This is a genomic window from Nocardioides aromaticivorans (genome assembly GCF_013408525.1).
Classification (GTDB): domain Bacteria; phylum Actinomycetota; class Actinomycetes; order Propionibacteriales; family Nocardioidaceae; genus Nocardioides; species Nocardioides aromaticivorans.
Map to the genome: position 1 here is coordinate 582,125 of NZ_JACBZM010000001.1, position 14,420 is coordinate 596,544.

Sequence of the window (14,420 nt, forward strand, 5' to 3'; positions counted from 1 at the left end):
CCACAGTACCCCCACGGGGAGCGTGTTTCTAACTTGTGAACACGGAGTGGTCAGGCCCCGTGATCACGCGAAGAGCGCCTGGCCGACCCACTCCCCCTCGGCCACTCCGGGGGGTACGGCGAACAGTGCCTGGCCGGTGAATCGGAGGTACTCCATGAGCGCGTCGTTCCTCGACATCGCCCGCTGCAGCGGGATGAAGTGCGTGCGCGGGTCGCGCAGGTAGGCGATGAAGAACAGCCCCGCGTCGAGGCCACCGACGTCGTTGCTGCCGTCGACGAAGTTGTAACCGCGGCGCAGGATCCGGACGCCGTCGTTGGCGTCGGGGTGCACGACGCGGACGTGCGCGTCGGTCGGGATGATCGGCCCGTTCGAGCCCGACATCGCGAAGTCCGGCTCGGTGAACTCCTCGCCGCCCGACAGGGGCGCGCCGGAGCCCTTGGTGCGCCCGACGAACTGCTCCTGCGACTCGAGCGGCTGCCGGTCCCAGACCTCGATGGTCATGTTGATCCGGCGGGTCACCAGGTACGAGCCGCCGGCGAGCCAGCCGGCCCTCGGGTCGTCCTCGGCGCCGACCCAGACGTGCTCGTCGAGGGCGGCGGTCTCCTCCGCCTTGATGTTGGCCGTGCCGTCCTTGAACCCGAAGAGGTTGCGCGGCGTCGACTGGCTGGTCGAGGTCGTCGAGGTCCGGCCGAATCCCAGCTGCGACCAGCGCACGGCCGTCGTACCGAACCCGATGCGGACCAGGTTGCGGATCGCGTGGACGGCGACCTGCGGGTCGTCCGCGCAGGCCTGGATGCAGATGTCGCCGTCGCTGCGGGCCGGGTCGAGGACGTCGGCGGAGAAGCGCGGCAGCTGCTCGAGCGCCTCCGGGCGGCGGTCGGCGATGCCGAACCTGTCCTTGCCGTCGGCGTCGACGAACAGCCCCGGGCCGAAGCCGAAGGTGATGGTGAGCCCGCTCGGCGGCAGGTCGAGCGCCTCGCCGGTGTCGTCGGGTGGCACGTTGCCGGGGCCGTCGACGGCGCCGACGGGGCCTGCGGACTCGCCGTTCGTCATCCGCGCAGCTGCCTCGGTCCATGCCTTCAGCAGCGCGACCAGCTCGTCGCGGTCGTCGGTGGTGACGTCGAGCGCGACGAAGTGCAGCCGGTCCTGGGCGGGCGTGACGATGCCGGCCTGCCGCTCGCCGTGGAAGGGGTACGACGCCACCGGGCCCGCGACCGGAGTGGTCTCGGGAGCGGTGAGGCGTCCGGCGGCGAACGCGCCGGCGACCCCGGCGGCGGCCGCGCCCCCGCCGAGGAGGCCGCGCCGGCTGAGCCGGGCCGGGCCGCCTGCCGCGGTCAGGACGTCACCGCCGGCGTGAGCCTGGAGAGCGGCTCGGAGAGCGCGTTGACGGCGTCGGAGAGGGCCTTGACCTCGTCCTTCGACAGCTCGGTGTAGGACACGAAGCCGTCGCCCGACCGGTGCTGGTCGAGCAGCTCCTGCAGGGCGCCGAACTTGGCGTCGAGCTCGTCGGCGAGCGCGGCGTCCTTGGTCGCGAGCAGCGGCTTCACGCCCTCGTAGGCGACGCGGGCGCCGTCGACGTTGGCCTGGAAGTCCCACAGGTCGGTGTGCGACCAGGCCTCCTCCTCGCCGGTGATCTTGCCGGTGGCGACCTCCTCGAGCAGGCCGATCGAGCCGTTGGCGATCGCGTCGATCGGGTAGGTCAGCGCGTCCTTGCCGGTGGCGTGGATGCGCCGGTCGAGCTCGGTCGTGTTCGCGAGCAGGTCGTCGGCGTAGGTCGCGCGCTGCTGCGGGGTGAGCACCCGGTAGCCCGTGGCGTCCTGCGGCCACAGGTCCTTCTCGATGCGGTGCCAGCCGGTCCACTTCTCGCCGGCCGCGAAGTCGACGTCGGCCTCACGCGCGTCGGTCTTCGGGTCGAGGTCGCCGAAGGACTCCGCGACGGTCTCGATGCGCTCCCAGTGCTCGCGCGCCTTCGGGTAGAGCGCGCGCGCCTCGTCGTCCTTGCCGTCCTTGTAGAGCTGGACGAACTCCTTCGTCCGGAGCAGCAGCTGGTCGGACTGGTCCTGCACGTAGGAGCGGTAGTTGGCCTGCGCCTGGTCGATCAGCTCCTGGTCGGAGGCGCTGACCCCGGCCTCGTCGTCGGAGTGGCTGACCGCGAACTTCGCGCGGATGCCCTCGCCGACCATGCCCGGCTTGCAGGCGGTGAAGTAGTCGCCCTCGGGCGCGTTGACCGTGAGCTTCTTGGTCAGGTTGGGACCGATGTTCTCGACCTCGCCGACGATCCGCAGTCCGTCGCTGCCGAGCAGGTAGAACTCGGTCACGTCGCTGCCGGTGTTGGTGACGTCGAAGGTCAGCGTGCCCGCGGGGGCCTCGACCGCGGACAGCTCGCACGCGACGTCGCTCGACGTGACCGTCACGGCGCGGGCGTCGCCGCCCTTGTCGCCGTCCGAGGAGGCGTTCTCGGTGCACGCCGCGAGGGCGGGTACGACGGCCAGCGTGGCCACCGAGGCGAGGAGGGTCGTGCGGATGCGCATGGAGGGGTGCTCCTGGTTCAGGACGCCGCGGGCGTCGGACGAGAGGTGGGGATCCGGGTGCGGAACAGGAAGAGGAGGCCGACCGGCACGACGTACACGACCCAGGCGAGGGCCTCGAGCCTCGTCGTGGCGGGCGAGAAGTTGAAGACGCCCTTGAGGAGCGTGCCGTACCAGGACGACGGCGGGATCACGTCGGAGACGTCGAAGGCCAGGCTGTGCAGGCCCGGCAGGATCCCGGCCTCCTGCAGGTCGTGGATGCCGTAGGCCAGGACGCCGCCGGCGACGACGATCAGGAAGGCGCCGGTCCAGGTGAAGAAGGCGGTCAGGTTGAGCCGCACCGCTCCCCGGTAGATCAGGTGGCCGAGGAGGACCGCGACGAGGATGCCGAGCAGGGCGCCGACGAGCGGCTCCCAGGTGGGCGTCACCGAGCCGGCTGCGTCGCGGGTGCCGGCCTGGGTGGCGGCCCACAGGAAGAGCGCGGTCTCCAGGCCCTCGCGCCCGACCGCGAGCATCGCGACGAGGGCGAGCGACCACCGGCCGGCGTCGGCGGCCCGGTCGACCTGGCCGCGCAGCTCCGCGCCGAGCCCGCGCGCGGCGGTGGACATCCAGAAGATCATCCAGGTCACGAACGCGACGGCGACCAGCGACAGCGTCCCGCCGATGGCCTCCTGGGCCTCGAAGGTGAGCCCACGGGGACCGAAGGTCAGCGCGGCGCCGAAGGCGAGCGCGACCCCGACGGCCAGGCCGACTCCGGCCCAGATCCGCGGCAGCAGCTCCCGGCGCCCGGACTTGACCAGGTAGGCCACCAGGATGCTGACCACCAGCGCGGCCTCGAGGCCTTCGCGCAGTCCGATCAGGAAGTTGGCGAGCACGGTTCGCCAATGTACGCCGTTTGCTTAGCCTCACCTAACCGGGGTCCATTTCCGATGGCACCGGATGCGCGTAGCCTCCCGTCATGGGGAAGGGGTCGCGCGACCTCGAACGACCGGGCCTCCTGCTCGCCGGGGCCCTGGTCCTCCTGCTGTGCGTGCTGGCGACCGCGTCCGGGCAGGGCGTCGACTGGCCGGTCCTCGAGTCGGACCCGCCCTCGGTGTCCGAGGGCGAGCGGCCGACCGACGACATCACCGGCGAGCGGGGCGGCGAGCCCGAGGAGGCGGACCACGACCGGGACCGGTCCGGCGACGGCGACGGCCTGCTGCTGCCGGGCCGCGCCGCCGCGGTCGCGCTGGTCGTCGCGCTCGGCCTGGTGCTCGCCGCCGTGCTCGTCCGGCTGCGCTTCTCGCTGCGCCACCGCCGGCGCCGGGACGGCCGCCCCGCGGCCGGCCTCCTCCTCGACCCGGTCGAGCCCGAGACGCTCGACGACGCCGACGCGCTGGCCGAGGCGCTGGCCGAGGGCATCGCCGACCTGGACGCCGGAACCGCGCGCAACGGCATCGTCGCGGCCTGGCTCCGGCTCGAGGCCGCCACCGAGTCCGAGCGCTTCCACCGCGATCCCGCCGACACCCCGGCCGAGTTCGTGGCGCACGTGCTGGCGTCGTACGACCTCGATGGCGGGGCGATCGACCGCCTCGCCGTGCTCTACCGCGAGGCGCGCTTCTCGCAGCACGCCCTCGGGGAGGCCCAGCGGTCCGAGGCCGCGGCCTGCCTGGCCACCCTGCTGCGGGGCCTGCCCGCAGCGCGACGGAGGAACGTCCGATGACCCTCGCCCTGATCGCTGCCGTCGTCGCGACCGCGACCCTCGTCGTCCTCGCCCTCGTGCTCGCCGGGGAGGTCCCGGAGATCGTGTGGCCCGACGAGGAGCCGCTGCACGTGCGCGACGACCGGGCCCACGACCTGCAGCTCACCCACCTCGCCCGGCTGGTAGCCGCCCAGGACCCGACCGCCCTCCATGCCGAGGTGGTCGAGGTCGTCGACCAGCTCCTGGGTACGACGGCCGTCCTCGCGGGTCCTGCGGGGATCGCCCCGCGCTCGGCCCTGCCCGGGGAGGTGCGCCGCTTCCTCGACCGGCCACCCCTCGACTCCCCCGACCGCTACCGCCGGCAGCTCGCCGGCGTTCTCGACCGGCTGGAGGAGCTGTGAGCGCGCCGGTGGTCCCCGCGACGACGCCGGCCGAGGCGTCGGCGATCGCCCAGCGGGTCCTGGACGAGGTCGAGACGGCGATCGTCGGCAAGCGGCCCGCCCTCACCCTCGTGCTCAGTGCGATCGTCGCCGGCGGCCACGTGCTGCTCGAGGACTTCCCGGGCCTCGGCAAGACGCTGGCCGCGCGGTCCTTCGCGCAGGCGCTGGGCCTGGACTTCAAGCGGGCGCAGTTCACGCCGGACCTGCTCCCGGCCGACCTCACCGGCTCGTTCATCTACGACCAGCGGGAGGCGGCGTTCACGTTCCGGCCCGGCCCGCTGTTCACCGGCCTGCTGCTCGCCGACGAGATCAACCGCACCCCGCCGAAGACGCAGGCCGCGCTGCTCGAGGCGATGCAGGAGCGGCAGGTCACCGTCGAGGGCGAGACCTTCCCGCTGGCGGCGCCCTTCCACGTGCTCGCCACGGCCAACCCGGTCGAGTACGAGGGCACCTATCCCCTGCCCGAGGCCCAGCTCGACCGCTTCCTGCTCCGGGTCGAGCTCGGCTACCCGGGCGCCGACGAGGAGTGGGAGGTGCTGCGCCGCCGGCTCGAGCGCGGACGTGAGGAGGTCGCCGTCCGTCAGGTCGTCGACGCGGCCGGACTGCTCGGCGTGCAGCAGGCGGTCGAGTCGGTGACGGTCGACCCGGACGTGGGCCGCTACTGCGTGGCCCTGGCCGCCGCGACCCGTACCCACCACCACACGCTCGTGGGCTCCTCACCCCGCGGCGGGCTCGCCCTGCTCCTGGTCTCCCGCGCGCACGCGGTGGTCGCCGGCCGCGACTTCGTGACCCCCGAGGACGTCAAGGCGGTGGCGGTGCCGGCGCTCGCCCACCGGATCACGATCCGTCCCGAGCTCTGGATGAGCGACGTCACCGGGCGCTCCGTCGTGGAGTCCGTCCTCGGCCACGTCCCGGCGCCGTCGGCGCGGGAACGACGGTGAGCACCATGGGTTGGCACCCCACCCACGCCCACCTGCGGGCGGTGACCCTCGGCTTCGGCCTGCTCCTCGTCGGCATCGTGCTCGGCCGGATCGACCTCGTCGTGCTGGCGACCCCGCTGCTGCTGGTCGCGCTCGCCGGCGCCGCGTCCCGCCCGCGCGTCGTACCCGCCGTGGCGGCGACCGGCGGCTCGCTCGCCGTGCACGAGGGCGAGGACCTGCTCTGGTCGGCGACCGTCGAGGACCTGCCGCCCGGCGGCGTGGTCGCCGCCCACCACCCCGGCCAGCGCTGGCTCGAGGTGGAGCCCGCGGACGGCCTCCTCGTGCCGGAGGAGGGCGGGGTCGCGCGGGCGGAGATCGGGCTCCGCCCGGTCCGGTGGGGCCGGCGCACGCTGGGCGCCCCCGCCGTCACCGCGTACGACGCCTGGGCGGCCTGGCGCTGGGTGGCGGACCGCCCGCAGCCGCTCCGGCTGACGGTCCTGCCGTCGAAGGAGCAGGTCGACACGACCGCTCCCGCACCCCACCCGAACGGGCTGGTCGGGCAGGAGCGGGCCGGCCGTCCGGGCGAGGGCACCGAGTTCGCGAAGGTGCGCCCGTTCGAGCCGGGCGACCGGCTGCGGCGGATCCACTGGGCGGCCTCGGCCCGCACCGGGACGCTCCACGTGACGGCGACGCACGCCGACGAGGACGCCCACGTCGTGCTGCTGGTCGACGCGGTCAACGACGTGGGCGCGAGCGAGGGCATCACGGGCGCCCGCAGCAGCATGGACCTCGCCGTGCGCGCGGCGGCGGTGCTGGCCGAGCACTTCCTGCGCCGGGGCGACCGGGTCGGGCTGCGGGTGTTCGGCGACTGGCGGGTCAGCTTCCTGCCCTCGTCGTCGGGCCGCCACCAGCTGCGACGGCTGCTCGACACGCTCGCCCTGGTGGAGCCCGGCACGGCCCGTGGCGAGGACGCGCTCGCGGCCCGCCAGGGTCTCGGCGCGGGCACCCTGGCGATCCTGTTGTCCCCACTGATCGAGCCCGCGTCGACCCAGCAGGTCGCCATGCTGACCAGTGCCGGCATCGACGTGGTCGTCGTCGACACGCTGCCGGCCGAGCTGGCGAGCGGCGCCGGCCCCGGCGGCACGCCCGAGGAGCGGCTGGCCTGGCGGCTGCGGATGCTGCAGCGCCGCGTCGAGCGCGACCGGATGGCGTCGCTGGGCATCCCGGTCGTCACCTGGGCCGGTCCGCACAGCATCGACCGCGTCCTGCGCGACCTCACCCGGCGCTCGTCGACGCCACGCATGGTGCGGCGATGAGCGGCCTGCAGGTCACCGTCCGCGACCGCCGGGGTCGCTGGGTCGCCACCCTGTCCCCCGCCGCCGTCGGCCGTTGGCTCCTCGTGGTCGGGCCGATGCTCGCGGTCGTGGTCGCCGTCGCGACCGCCGCACCCGACAGCCCGTGGTGGCCGGCCGCGGTCGTCGGGCTGCTCGCGCTCGGGTCCGCCGAGCTGCCCGACAGTCCTGCTCCCCTGCTCACCCTGGGCGTCGCCGCGGCATGGTGGGTGGCCGCCGTCCCCGACCCGACGGGCGGTCCCGTCCTCGTCGTGGCCGTGGCCTTCCTCGTCTTCCACACGACGACCGCGTACGCCGCCTCGGGCCCGCCCGGCCGCACGGCGGACCGCCGGGTCGTGCGCGCCGTGGTCTCCCGGACGACGCCGATCGGGGCGGCGACCCTCGCCGTCGGGGTGCTCGCGGTCGCGGCGGAGGGGACGGACGTCGTACCGGGGGCGGTGGTGGTGGCGCTGCTCGCCCTGGCCGCACTGGCGTGGCTGACGACCAGGCAGTGAGACCCGGCGGGCCCCGGTGCGCGGCGGTCCCGGTGACTACTAGGGTCGGATCCAGCGAGCTTCACGGGACGAAGGAGTCAGGCATGCGGGTGTTCACGACGTTCGAGGAGGTCGCCGAGGCGGCCGGCACCGATCTCGGCACGAGCGAGTGGGTGACCATCGACCAGCGCCGGGTGAACCAGTTCGCCGACGCGACCGGCGACCACCAGTGGATCCACGTCGACATGGAGCGCGCCAAGGAAGGCCCCTTCGGGGGGACCATCGCCCACGGCTACCTGACCCTGTCGCTGGTGCCGTGGCTCGGCAGCCAGGTCTTCACGCTGCGCACCCCGGGCGCCAAGCTCAACTACGGCGTCAACAAGGTCCGCTTCCCCCACCCGCTGCTGGTGGGCAAGCGGATCCGCCTGCACGTGAAGATGGGCGAGGTCGTCGACATCCCCAGCGGCAAGCAGCTCACCGTGCAGCACACGATCGAGATCGAGGGCGAGGACAAGCCCGCCTGTGTCGCGGAGACGGTCGTCCTGCTGCTGCCCTGACGCTGCATGAATCCCCGGTCGACCGGGTATTCATGCACTTGTCAGGCGTTGCAACACCCGACAAGTGCATGAGCTGCCGGACGAGTCAGGCGTCGGCCCGGCTGCTCCAAGCCTGCTCGAGCGCCTGCTCGAACAGCTCGGTCGGCTGCGCGCCGGAGATCCCGAAGCGTCCGTCGATGACGAAGAAGGGCACGCCGGACGAGCCGTAGGCGCGCGCCTGCGCGACGTCGGCCATGACCTCGTCGCGGTACTCGTCGCCGGCCAGCACCTCGTCGACCCGGCCCGCGTCGAGACCGGCCTCGGCCGCCGCCTTGCGGAGCACGTCGTGGTCGCCGAGCGACTCACCACGGGTGAAGTACGCCGCCAGCACCTGCTCCATCAGCTCGTGCTGCCGGCCCTCCGCCTCGGCCAGGTGCAGCAGCCGGTGGGCGGTGAGGGTGCGGGCGTGCAGGGCGTCGGCGTGCGCGAAGGTGAGCCCCTCGCCGGCGGCGACCTCGTCCGCGCGCGCCATCATGGCGCGGGTGCCGGCCTCGTCGGCGCCGAACTTCCGGCCCAGCACGGTCACCGTCGACTCGGTGCCGACCTCGGGGGCGAAGGGGTCCAGCTCGTAGGAGCGGTAGACGACCTCCACCTCGTCCGCGTGCTCGAACCCGGCGACCGCCTTCTCCAGGCGTCGCTTGCCGATGTAGCACCACGGACAGACGACGTCGGCCCAGATCTCGATACGCACGAGGGGTGCAACGCGTCGTACCCCTGAATGCTTCCCCTGACCCGCCTCAGGGTCGGCTCAGGGGTCGGTCAAGGGATCTGCCCGAAGCGCCCGAGGCCTGCTCCCGGCGAGGCTTCGGGCCATGATCACAGTCGAGTCGCTCTCCAAGACCTACGGCAGCTTCACCGCTGTCGACAACGTGTCGTTCACCGCCGCGCCGGGCCGGGTCACCGGCTTCCTCGGCCCCAACGGTGCCGGCAAGTCCACCACCATGCGGGTCATGGTCGGACTGACCAACCCGGGCAGCGGCGAGGTCCGCGTCCTGGGCCGTCGGTTCCGCGACCTGCCCGACCCGGGCCGCGAGGTCGGCGTGCTGCTGGACGCCTCCGCCCAGCACGCGGGCCGCACCGGTCGCGAGATCCTCACCATCGCCGCCCTGACGATGGGCCTGCCGCGCACCCGCGTGGACGAGATGCTCGAGCGGGTCAGCCTCACGCCCGACGAGGCCAGCCGCCGCGTGCGCAACTACTCCCTCGGCATGCGCCAGCGGCTCGGCATCGGCACCGCGCTGATGGGCGACCCCGAGGTGCTCATCCTCGACGAGCCGGCCAACGGCCTCGACCCGGCCGGCATCCGCTGGATGCGCGACCTGCTGCGCGACTTCGCCGACCAGGGCGGCACGGTGCTCCTGTCGAGCCACCTGCTGCACGAGATCGAGGTCATCGCCGACGACATCGTCGTCATCGGCAACGGCCGGATCGTCGCCCAGGGCACCAAGGACGAGCTGCTGGCCGGCGCCGGCACCCTCGTTCGCTCCGCCGACGGTACGGCGCTCGCGGGCGCCCTCCAGGCCGCCGGCATCACCGCCCGGCCGAGCTCGGGCGGCGCCGTCCTCGCCGAGGCCGACCTGACCCGGGTCGGCCAGGCCGCCTTCGCGGCCGGCATCGCCGTCACCGAGCTGCGCGCCGCCGACGGCGCCGGCCTCGAGGAGATGTTCCTCGCGCTGACCGCCGAGAGCCAGCGCGACACCGTGAACCACGCCTCGACCACCGAAGGAGCAGCAGCATGAGCGCCACCACCCTCGAGCAGGCCTCCGCAGCCGTCGTACCCGCTGCGGCGCGGACGCGTCCGGCGCCGGCCGCCACGCCGTTCCGCCGCGTCGTGGGCGTCGAGCTCCGCAAGATGTTCGACACCCGCTCCGGCTTCTGGCTGATGGCCAGCATCGTGATCGCCTCGGTGATCGCGACCACCCTGACCGTCCTCCTGGGCGACCGGGACTCCCTGACCTTCGACTCGTTCGCGGCCGCCGTCGGCAGCCCGATGTCGATCGTCCTCCCGGTGATCGGCGTGCTCGCCGTGACCAGCGAGTGGAGCCAGCGCACGTCGCTGACGACCTTCACCCTGGTGCCCAGCCGGCCGCGGGTGCTCGCCGCCAAGCTGCTCAACACCCTCGCCATCGGCGCGCTCGGCATGCTCGTCGCGCTCGCGGTCGGCGCAGCCGGCAACCTGATCACCTCGGCGATCACCGGTGTCGACGCCCAGTGGGACATCTCCGCCGGAACCTTCGCCCAGATCGTGCTGGCCAACGAGCTCGGCATGCTGCTCGGCTTCGCGCTGGGCCTGCTGTTCCGCAACTCCCCCGCCGCGATCGTCGGCTACTTCGTGACCGCGCTGGTCCTGCCCGGGCTGACCAGCGCCCTCGCGTCCACCCAGCAGTGGTGGGCGGACAACGGCGCGTGGTTCGACCTGAACCAGACCCGCTTCCTCCTCTTCGACTCGACCCTCACCGGCCAGGAGTGGGCGCAGCTCGCCGTCACCTCGGCGCTGTGGATCGTGCTCCCGCTGCTCGTCGGCCTGCGCCTGGTGCTGCGGTCCGAGGTGAAGTGAGCCATGACCGCCACCACCGTCGAGACGGGCACGGGCAGGGGCGCCGGCCAGGCCGCCCCCGCCCGTGCCGTCCCCGCCGCGACCCCGTTCCGCCGCGTGCTCCACGTCGAGCTGCGCAAGATGTTCGACACCCGCTCGGGGCTCTGGCTGATGGTGGGCGTCGCGGCCCTCTCGGTCATCGCGACCGTCGCCGTGATCCTGTTCGCCCCCGATGACCAGATCACCTACGAGAGCTTCGCGACGGCCATCGGCCTGCCGCTCTCGGTCATCCTGCCGATGATCGCCATCCTCGGGATCACGAGCGAGTGGAGCCAGCGCAGCGGACTGACGACGTTCACCCTGGTCCCGAGCCGGGGCCGGGTGATCGGCGCCAAGGCCGCCGCGACCCTCCTGGTCGGCGTGGTGTCGATGGCCGTCGCGTTCGCGGTCGGTGCCCTCGGCAACCTGGCGGGCTCGGCCGTGGCCGGCGTCGACACCGTCTGGAACGTCTCGCTCGGCGCCGTGCCGCAGATCGTGCTCGGCAACCTCGTCGGGATGGCGGTCGGCTTCGCGCTCGGCGTCGTGCTCCGCAGCTCCCCGGCCGCGATCGTCGGCTACTTCGTCGTGTCGTTCGTGATGCCGGGCATCCTCGTGCTGCTGGCCGAGGTGCGCGAGTGGTTCGCGGACCTCCAGCCGTGGGTCGACTGGAACACCAGCCAGGTCACGCTCTTCGACGGAGCCACGGACACGGCGCGGGAGTGGGCGATGCTAGGGACCACCTCGGCCATCTGGATCGTGCTGCCCCTCGTCGTGGGCGGGTTGTTCGTGCGCCGCTCCGAGGTGAAGTAGGACGCGACGTCGACGGCTCGTTCCCGCACTCGTGCCGGGGGCGAGCCGTCGGCGTTCTTGCCCGAAATGGGTGAGTCGCCGGAGGTCGAATGGTGCGACTCTCGACTCGTCTCGGCCGAGTCAATGGGGGGCACCTGTGCGTCATCCACACCGTCGGACCCTGAGCGTCGTCCTCGCCGCGGCACTGGCCGCCGCCGCCCTCACCGCGGCGGCCGCCGGCCCACCGGCCGGGGCGCAGCCGGCCCACCAGCGACTGATCCCGTCCGCGGTCCCGGCCACCACACCCAACATCCTCGACGGCCGGATCCTCGCGATCGCCGAGGTCGGGCGCAAGGTGTTCGTCGGGGGGACGTTCACCATCGCCCAGAACCCCGGCACGAGCGCGCAGCTCCCCACGCCGTACCTCCTCGCCTACGACCGGCTCACCGGCACCCTCGACCAGACCTTCGCACCGGCGCTCGACGGCAGCGTCAACGCGCTGGTGCCGTCGGCGGACGGAAGCGCCCTGTACGTCGCCGGGACCTTCAAGCTCGCCGGTACGACGAAGGTCCGCAACATCATCAAGATCGACACGTCCACCGGCGCCCTGGTGACGGCGTTCCGCAACCCCAGCCCCAACGGCAGCGTGCTGGACATCGCACTGGTCGGCAACCGGCTGCTGCTCGCCGGCAGCTTCACGACCGTGGCGACCCTGCCCCGCGCCGGGCTCGCGTCCCTGGACGCGACCACGGGGGCCGTCGACGACTACCTGAGGATCGCGGTCGACACCAACCACAACTGGCCCTCGGGCACGGCGAAGGCGCCGGTCGGCGTCGCGAAGCTCGCCGCGAGCCCGGACGGCACCCGGCTGGCCGCGATCGGCAACTTCAAGCACGCCGACGGGCTGGACCGCGACCAGGTGATGCTGGTCAACCTGGGGCCGGACAGCGCCACGGTCGCCCCGGACTGGAAGACGCTGCGCTACACGCCGGCGTGCCAGAAGAATGCCTTCGACTCCTACGTCCGCGACGTCGACTTCTCCCCCGACGGCTCCTACTTCGTGGTGGCGTCGAGCGGCGCCGGCTACAACGGCACGCTGTGCGACTCGGCCGCTCGCTTCGACGTCGCGGTGACGGGCCAGGACGTGCAACCGGTCTGGCAGGCCGCGACCGGCCAGGACTCGCTGCTCTCGGTGTCGGTCGCCGACAACGCGGTCTACGTCGGCGGTCACCAGAAGTGGCTGAACGCGATCCAGAGCGGCGCCGACGAGCAGGCCGGTCAGGTGCCGCGGCCCGGCCTGGCCGCGCTCGACCCGGACAACGGCATCCCGCTGACGTGGAACCCCGGCCGCAACCCCACGGGCGTGGGGGCCGAGGAGCTGCTGGCCACTGACAACGGCATCTACGTGGGCAGCGACACCGAGTACATCGGCGACGGACTCTACCGCCGTGCCCGGCTCGCCTTCTTCCCCGTCGACGGGGGCAGCGCGCCCGTCTCGATCGCCGATCCGGTTCTCCCGCGCAGCCTCTACCGGCTGTCCGGTACGACGGTCACCACGCGGGCCTTCACCGGCACGACGGCCACCACGCCGACGACCGTCCCGACCACCGGCGGCGCGAACTGGAACAGCGTCCGTGGTGCGTTCATGGTCGGCACCAAGCTGGTGTACGGCGCCAACGACAACAAGCTGCACTACCGGACCTTCGACGGCTCGGCCTTCGGTCCGGACACCGTGATCGACCCCTACAACGACCCGGTGTGGAGCAACGTGACGCTCAGCGGCGGGACCCGCACCTACCGCGGCCGGGTGCCCACGTTGTACGGCCAGCTGTCGGGCGTCACCGGAATGGCCTACGCCCAGCACCGGCTGTACTACACGCGCTCGGGGCAGAGCAAGATCTTCTGGCGGTGGTTCTCCCCCGACAGCCTGATCGTGGGCGCCCAGGAGTTCAGCGTCCCCTCCTCCGCCTTCCCGGTGCTGCGCGACGTGCGCAACCTCTTCTACGCGGACGGACGGCTCTGGGCGGGGATGACCACCAACGACCTGTGGAGCATGCCGGTGACGAACGGCATCGCGAGTGGCGGCTGGACGCGGATCAGCGGCGGCGGCATCGACACCAACCCGCAATGGTCCTCGGGCACGATGTTCCTCGGCCCGTTGACGAACCAGCTGCCCACGTCGTCGTTCACGACCACCTGCGCGGGCCAGACGTGCGCCTTCGACGGCCGCGCCTCGACCGACGCCGACGGCACCGTCGTCGGCTGGTCCTGGGACTTCGGCGACGGCACCACGGCGACCGGGCCGCAGCCGAGCCACCTCTACACCGCGGCGGGGACCTACCAGGTCACCCTCACCGTGACCGACGAGAGGGGCGGCACGGGGTCCTCGGCCCAGCCCGTCGTGATCGAGGGCACGACCAGCCCGGTGGCGTTCCGCGACTCGACCGGCAAGGTCACCAATGCGACGAGCATCGTGTCCCCGATCCCGGCGACGGCCCAGGCCGGCGACGGGCTCGTCGCGGTGGTCTCGACCGCGACGACCACGGTGCCGGCGGCGCCGGCCGGGTGGACCCAGGTGGGCCAGGCGGCGACGACCGACTCCATGACGACCGTGGTCTGGCAACGGGTCGCTGCCGCCGACGACGCGGGGCGCAATGTCACCGTGGCCTTCGGCGCGACCGCCGTCAAGGCCACCCTGACGGTGCTCGCGTACTCCGGCACCGACCCCGGCGGCCCCGTCGCCGCGCTCGCCGGCGCAGCCGAGACGACCGCCACGACGGCCCATCGCAGTCCGACGGTCACCACTCCCGGTGGCTGGGTGGTCACCGTGTGGTCCGACCGCTCGTCCGCGACGACCACCTTCGCGGAACCGGCCGGCTCGAGCGTGCGCCAGCGCCTGATCGGCGTCGGTGGCGGGCACGTCGACCAGCTCGTCGTCGACACCGGCGGCCCCGTCGCGGCAGGACAGTACGGCGACCAGGTGGCCTCGACCGACGCCGCCGCCAAGGGGTCGAGCGTCGTCATCGCCCTGCACTGACTGCCCGGCCGGTGCCGTCCTGTGTCCCC

14 protein-coding genes are annotated in these 14,420 nt (G+C 73.0%); 10 read left to right on the forward strand and 4 right to left on the reverse strand.

The annotated features are described in order from the left end of the window. Window positions 1-63 precede the first annotated feature (63 nt). Genes efeB through efeU form a run of 3 tightly spaced genes read right to left on the reverse strand, consistent with a single transcriptional unit; the run spans window position 64 to window position 3,403 of the window. Window positions 64-1,338 (reverse strand): iron uptake transporter deferrochelatase/peroxidase subunit, encoded by a 1,275-nt coding sequence (efeB, locus tag BJ993_RS02740; RefSeq protein ID WP_179651918.1) that lies wholly within the window; start codon window positions 1,336-1,338, stop codon window positions 64-66. Continuing rightward, window positions 1,335-2,531 (reverse strand): iron uptake system protein EfeO, encoded by a 1,197-nt coding sequence (efeO, locus tag BJ993_RS02745; RefSeq protein ID WP_179647641.1) that lies wholly within the window; start codon window positions 2,529-2,531, stop codon window positions 1,335-1,337. Before efeO ends, efeB begins: the two co-directional genes overlap by 4 nt. 17 nt (window positions 2,532-2,548) lie before the next feature. Beyond that, on the reverse strand, window positions 2,549-3,403 hold the full coding sequence (gene efeU, locus BJ993_RS02750) for an iron uptake transporter permease EfeU (protein WP_036541492.1): 855 nt from the start codon (window positions 3,401-3,403) through the stop codon (window positions 2,549-2,551). Window positions 3,404-3,486: 83 nt separating this feature from the next. Between efeU and BJ993_RS25550 the strand changes: the two genes are divergently transcribed. The 6 genes from BJ993_RS25550 to BJ993_RS02780 all read left to right on the forward strand — a co-directional run bounded on the left by BJ993_RS25550 (window position 3,487) and on the right by BJ993_RS02780 (window position 7,951). Then, complete coding sequence (locus tag BJ993_RS25550) at window positions 3,487-4,230, forward strand: DUF4129 domain-containing protein (RefSeq protein WP_179647642.1); 744 nt, start codon at window positions 3,487-3,489, stop codon at window positions 4,228-4,230. Further along, window positions 4,227-4,610: a hypothetical protein gene (locus tag BJ993_RS25555; RefSeq protein ID WP_179647643.1), complete on the forward strand. Its 384-nt coding sequence runs from the start codon at window positions 4,227-4,229 to the stop codon at window positions 4,608-4,610. The genes BJ993_RS25550 and BJ993_RS25555 overlap by 4 nt, the downstream gene beginning before the upstream one ends. Then, window positions 4,607-5,590 carry an AAA family ATPase gene (locus BJ993_RS25560; RefSeq protein WP_242530290.1) on the forward strand — a complete coding sequence of 328 codons (984 nt, stop codon included), beginning with the start codon at window positions 4,607-4,609 and terminating at the stop codon, window positions 5,588-5,590. The genes BJ993_RS25555 and BJ993_RS25560 overlap by 4 nt, the downstream gene beginning before the upstream one ends. Window positions 5,591-5,595: 5 nt before the next feature. Then, window positions 5,596-6,885 carry a DUF58 domain-containing protein gene (locus BJ993_RS02770; RefSeq protein WP_179647644.1) on the forward strand — a complete coding sequence of 430 codons (1,290 nt, stop codon included), beginning with the start codon at window positions 5,596-5,598 and terminating at the stop codon, window positions 6,883-6,885. Next, a complete protein-coding gene (locus BJ993_RS02775) occupies window positions 6,882-7,415 on the forward strand; it encodes a hypothetical protein (protein ID WP_179647645.1) in 534 nt (177 codons plus the stop codon). Before BJ993_RS02770 ends, BJ993_RS02775 begins: the two co-directional genes overlap by 4 nt. Before the next feature lie 83 nt (window positions 7,416-7,498). Beyond that, the gene (locus tag BJ993_RS02780) at window positions 7,499-7,951 is read left to right on the forward strand and encodes a MaoC family dehydratase (RefSeq protein WP_036541482.1); all 453 of its coding nucleotides are present in this window, start codon (window positions 7,499-7,501) and stop codon (window positions 7,949-7,951) included. 85 nt (window positions 7,952-8,036) lie between these two features. Here the strand turns inward: BJ993_RS02780 and BJ993_RS02785 are convergent, their stop codons facing one another. Continuing rightward, complete coding sequence (locus BJ993_RS02785) at window positions 8,037-8,681, reverse strand: DsbA family oxidoreductase (protein ID WP_179647646.1); 645 nt, start codon at window positions 8,679-8,681, stop codon at window positions 8,037-8,039. Window positions 8,682-8,802: 121 nt separating this feature from the next. Here BJ993_RS02785 and BJ993_RS02790 point away from each other — a divergent pair, with 121 nt between their 5' ends. From BJ993_RS02790 to BJ993_RS26465, 4 genes are all read left to right on the forward strand, one after another. Continuing rightward, a complete protein-coding gene (locus BJ993_RS02790; protein WP_036541476.1) occupies window positions 8,803-9,729 on the forward strand; it encodes an ABC transporter ATP-binding protein in 927 nt (308 codons plus the stop codon). Then, entirely contained in the window at window positions 9,726-10,547 is an 822-nt protein-coding gene (locus tag BJ993_RS02795; RefSeq protein WP_036541474.1) for an ABC transporter permease subunit, read from the forward strand. Before BJ993_RS02790 ends, BJ993_RS02795 begins: the two co-directional genes overlap by 4 nt. 3 nt (window positions 10,548-10,550) lie before the next feature. Then, a complete protein-coding gene (locus BJ993_RS02800) occupies window positions 10,551-11,375 on the forward strand; it encodes an ABC-2 transporter permease (RefSeq protein WP_179647647.1) in 825 nt (274 codons plus the stop codon). Window positions 11,376-11,511: 136 nt separating this feature from the next. Further along, window positions 11,512-14,391, forward strand: a complete 2,880-nt coding sequence (locus BJ993_RS26465) for a PKD domain-containing protein (RefSeq protein WP_179647648.1) — start codon at window positions 11,512-11,514, stop codon at window positions 14,389-14,391. The last annotated feature ends 29 nt before the right edge of the window (window positions 14,392-14,420 follow it).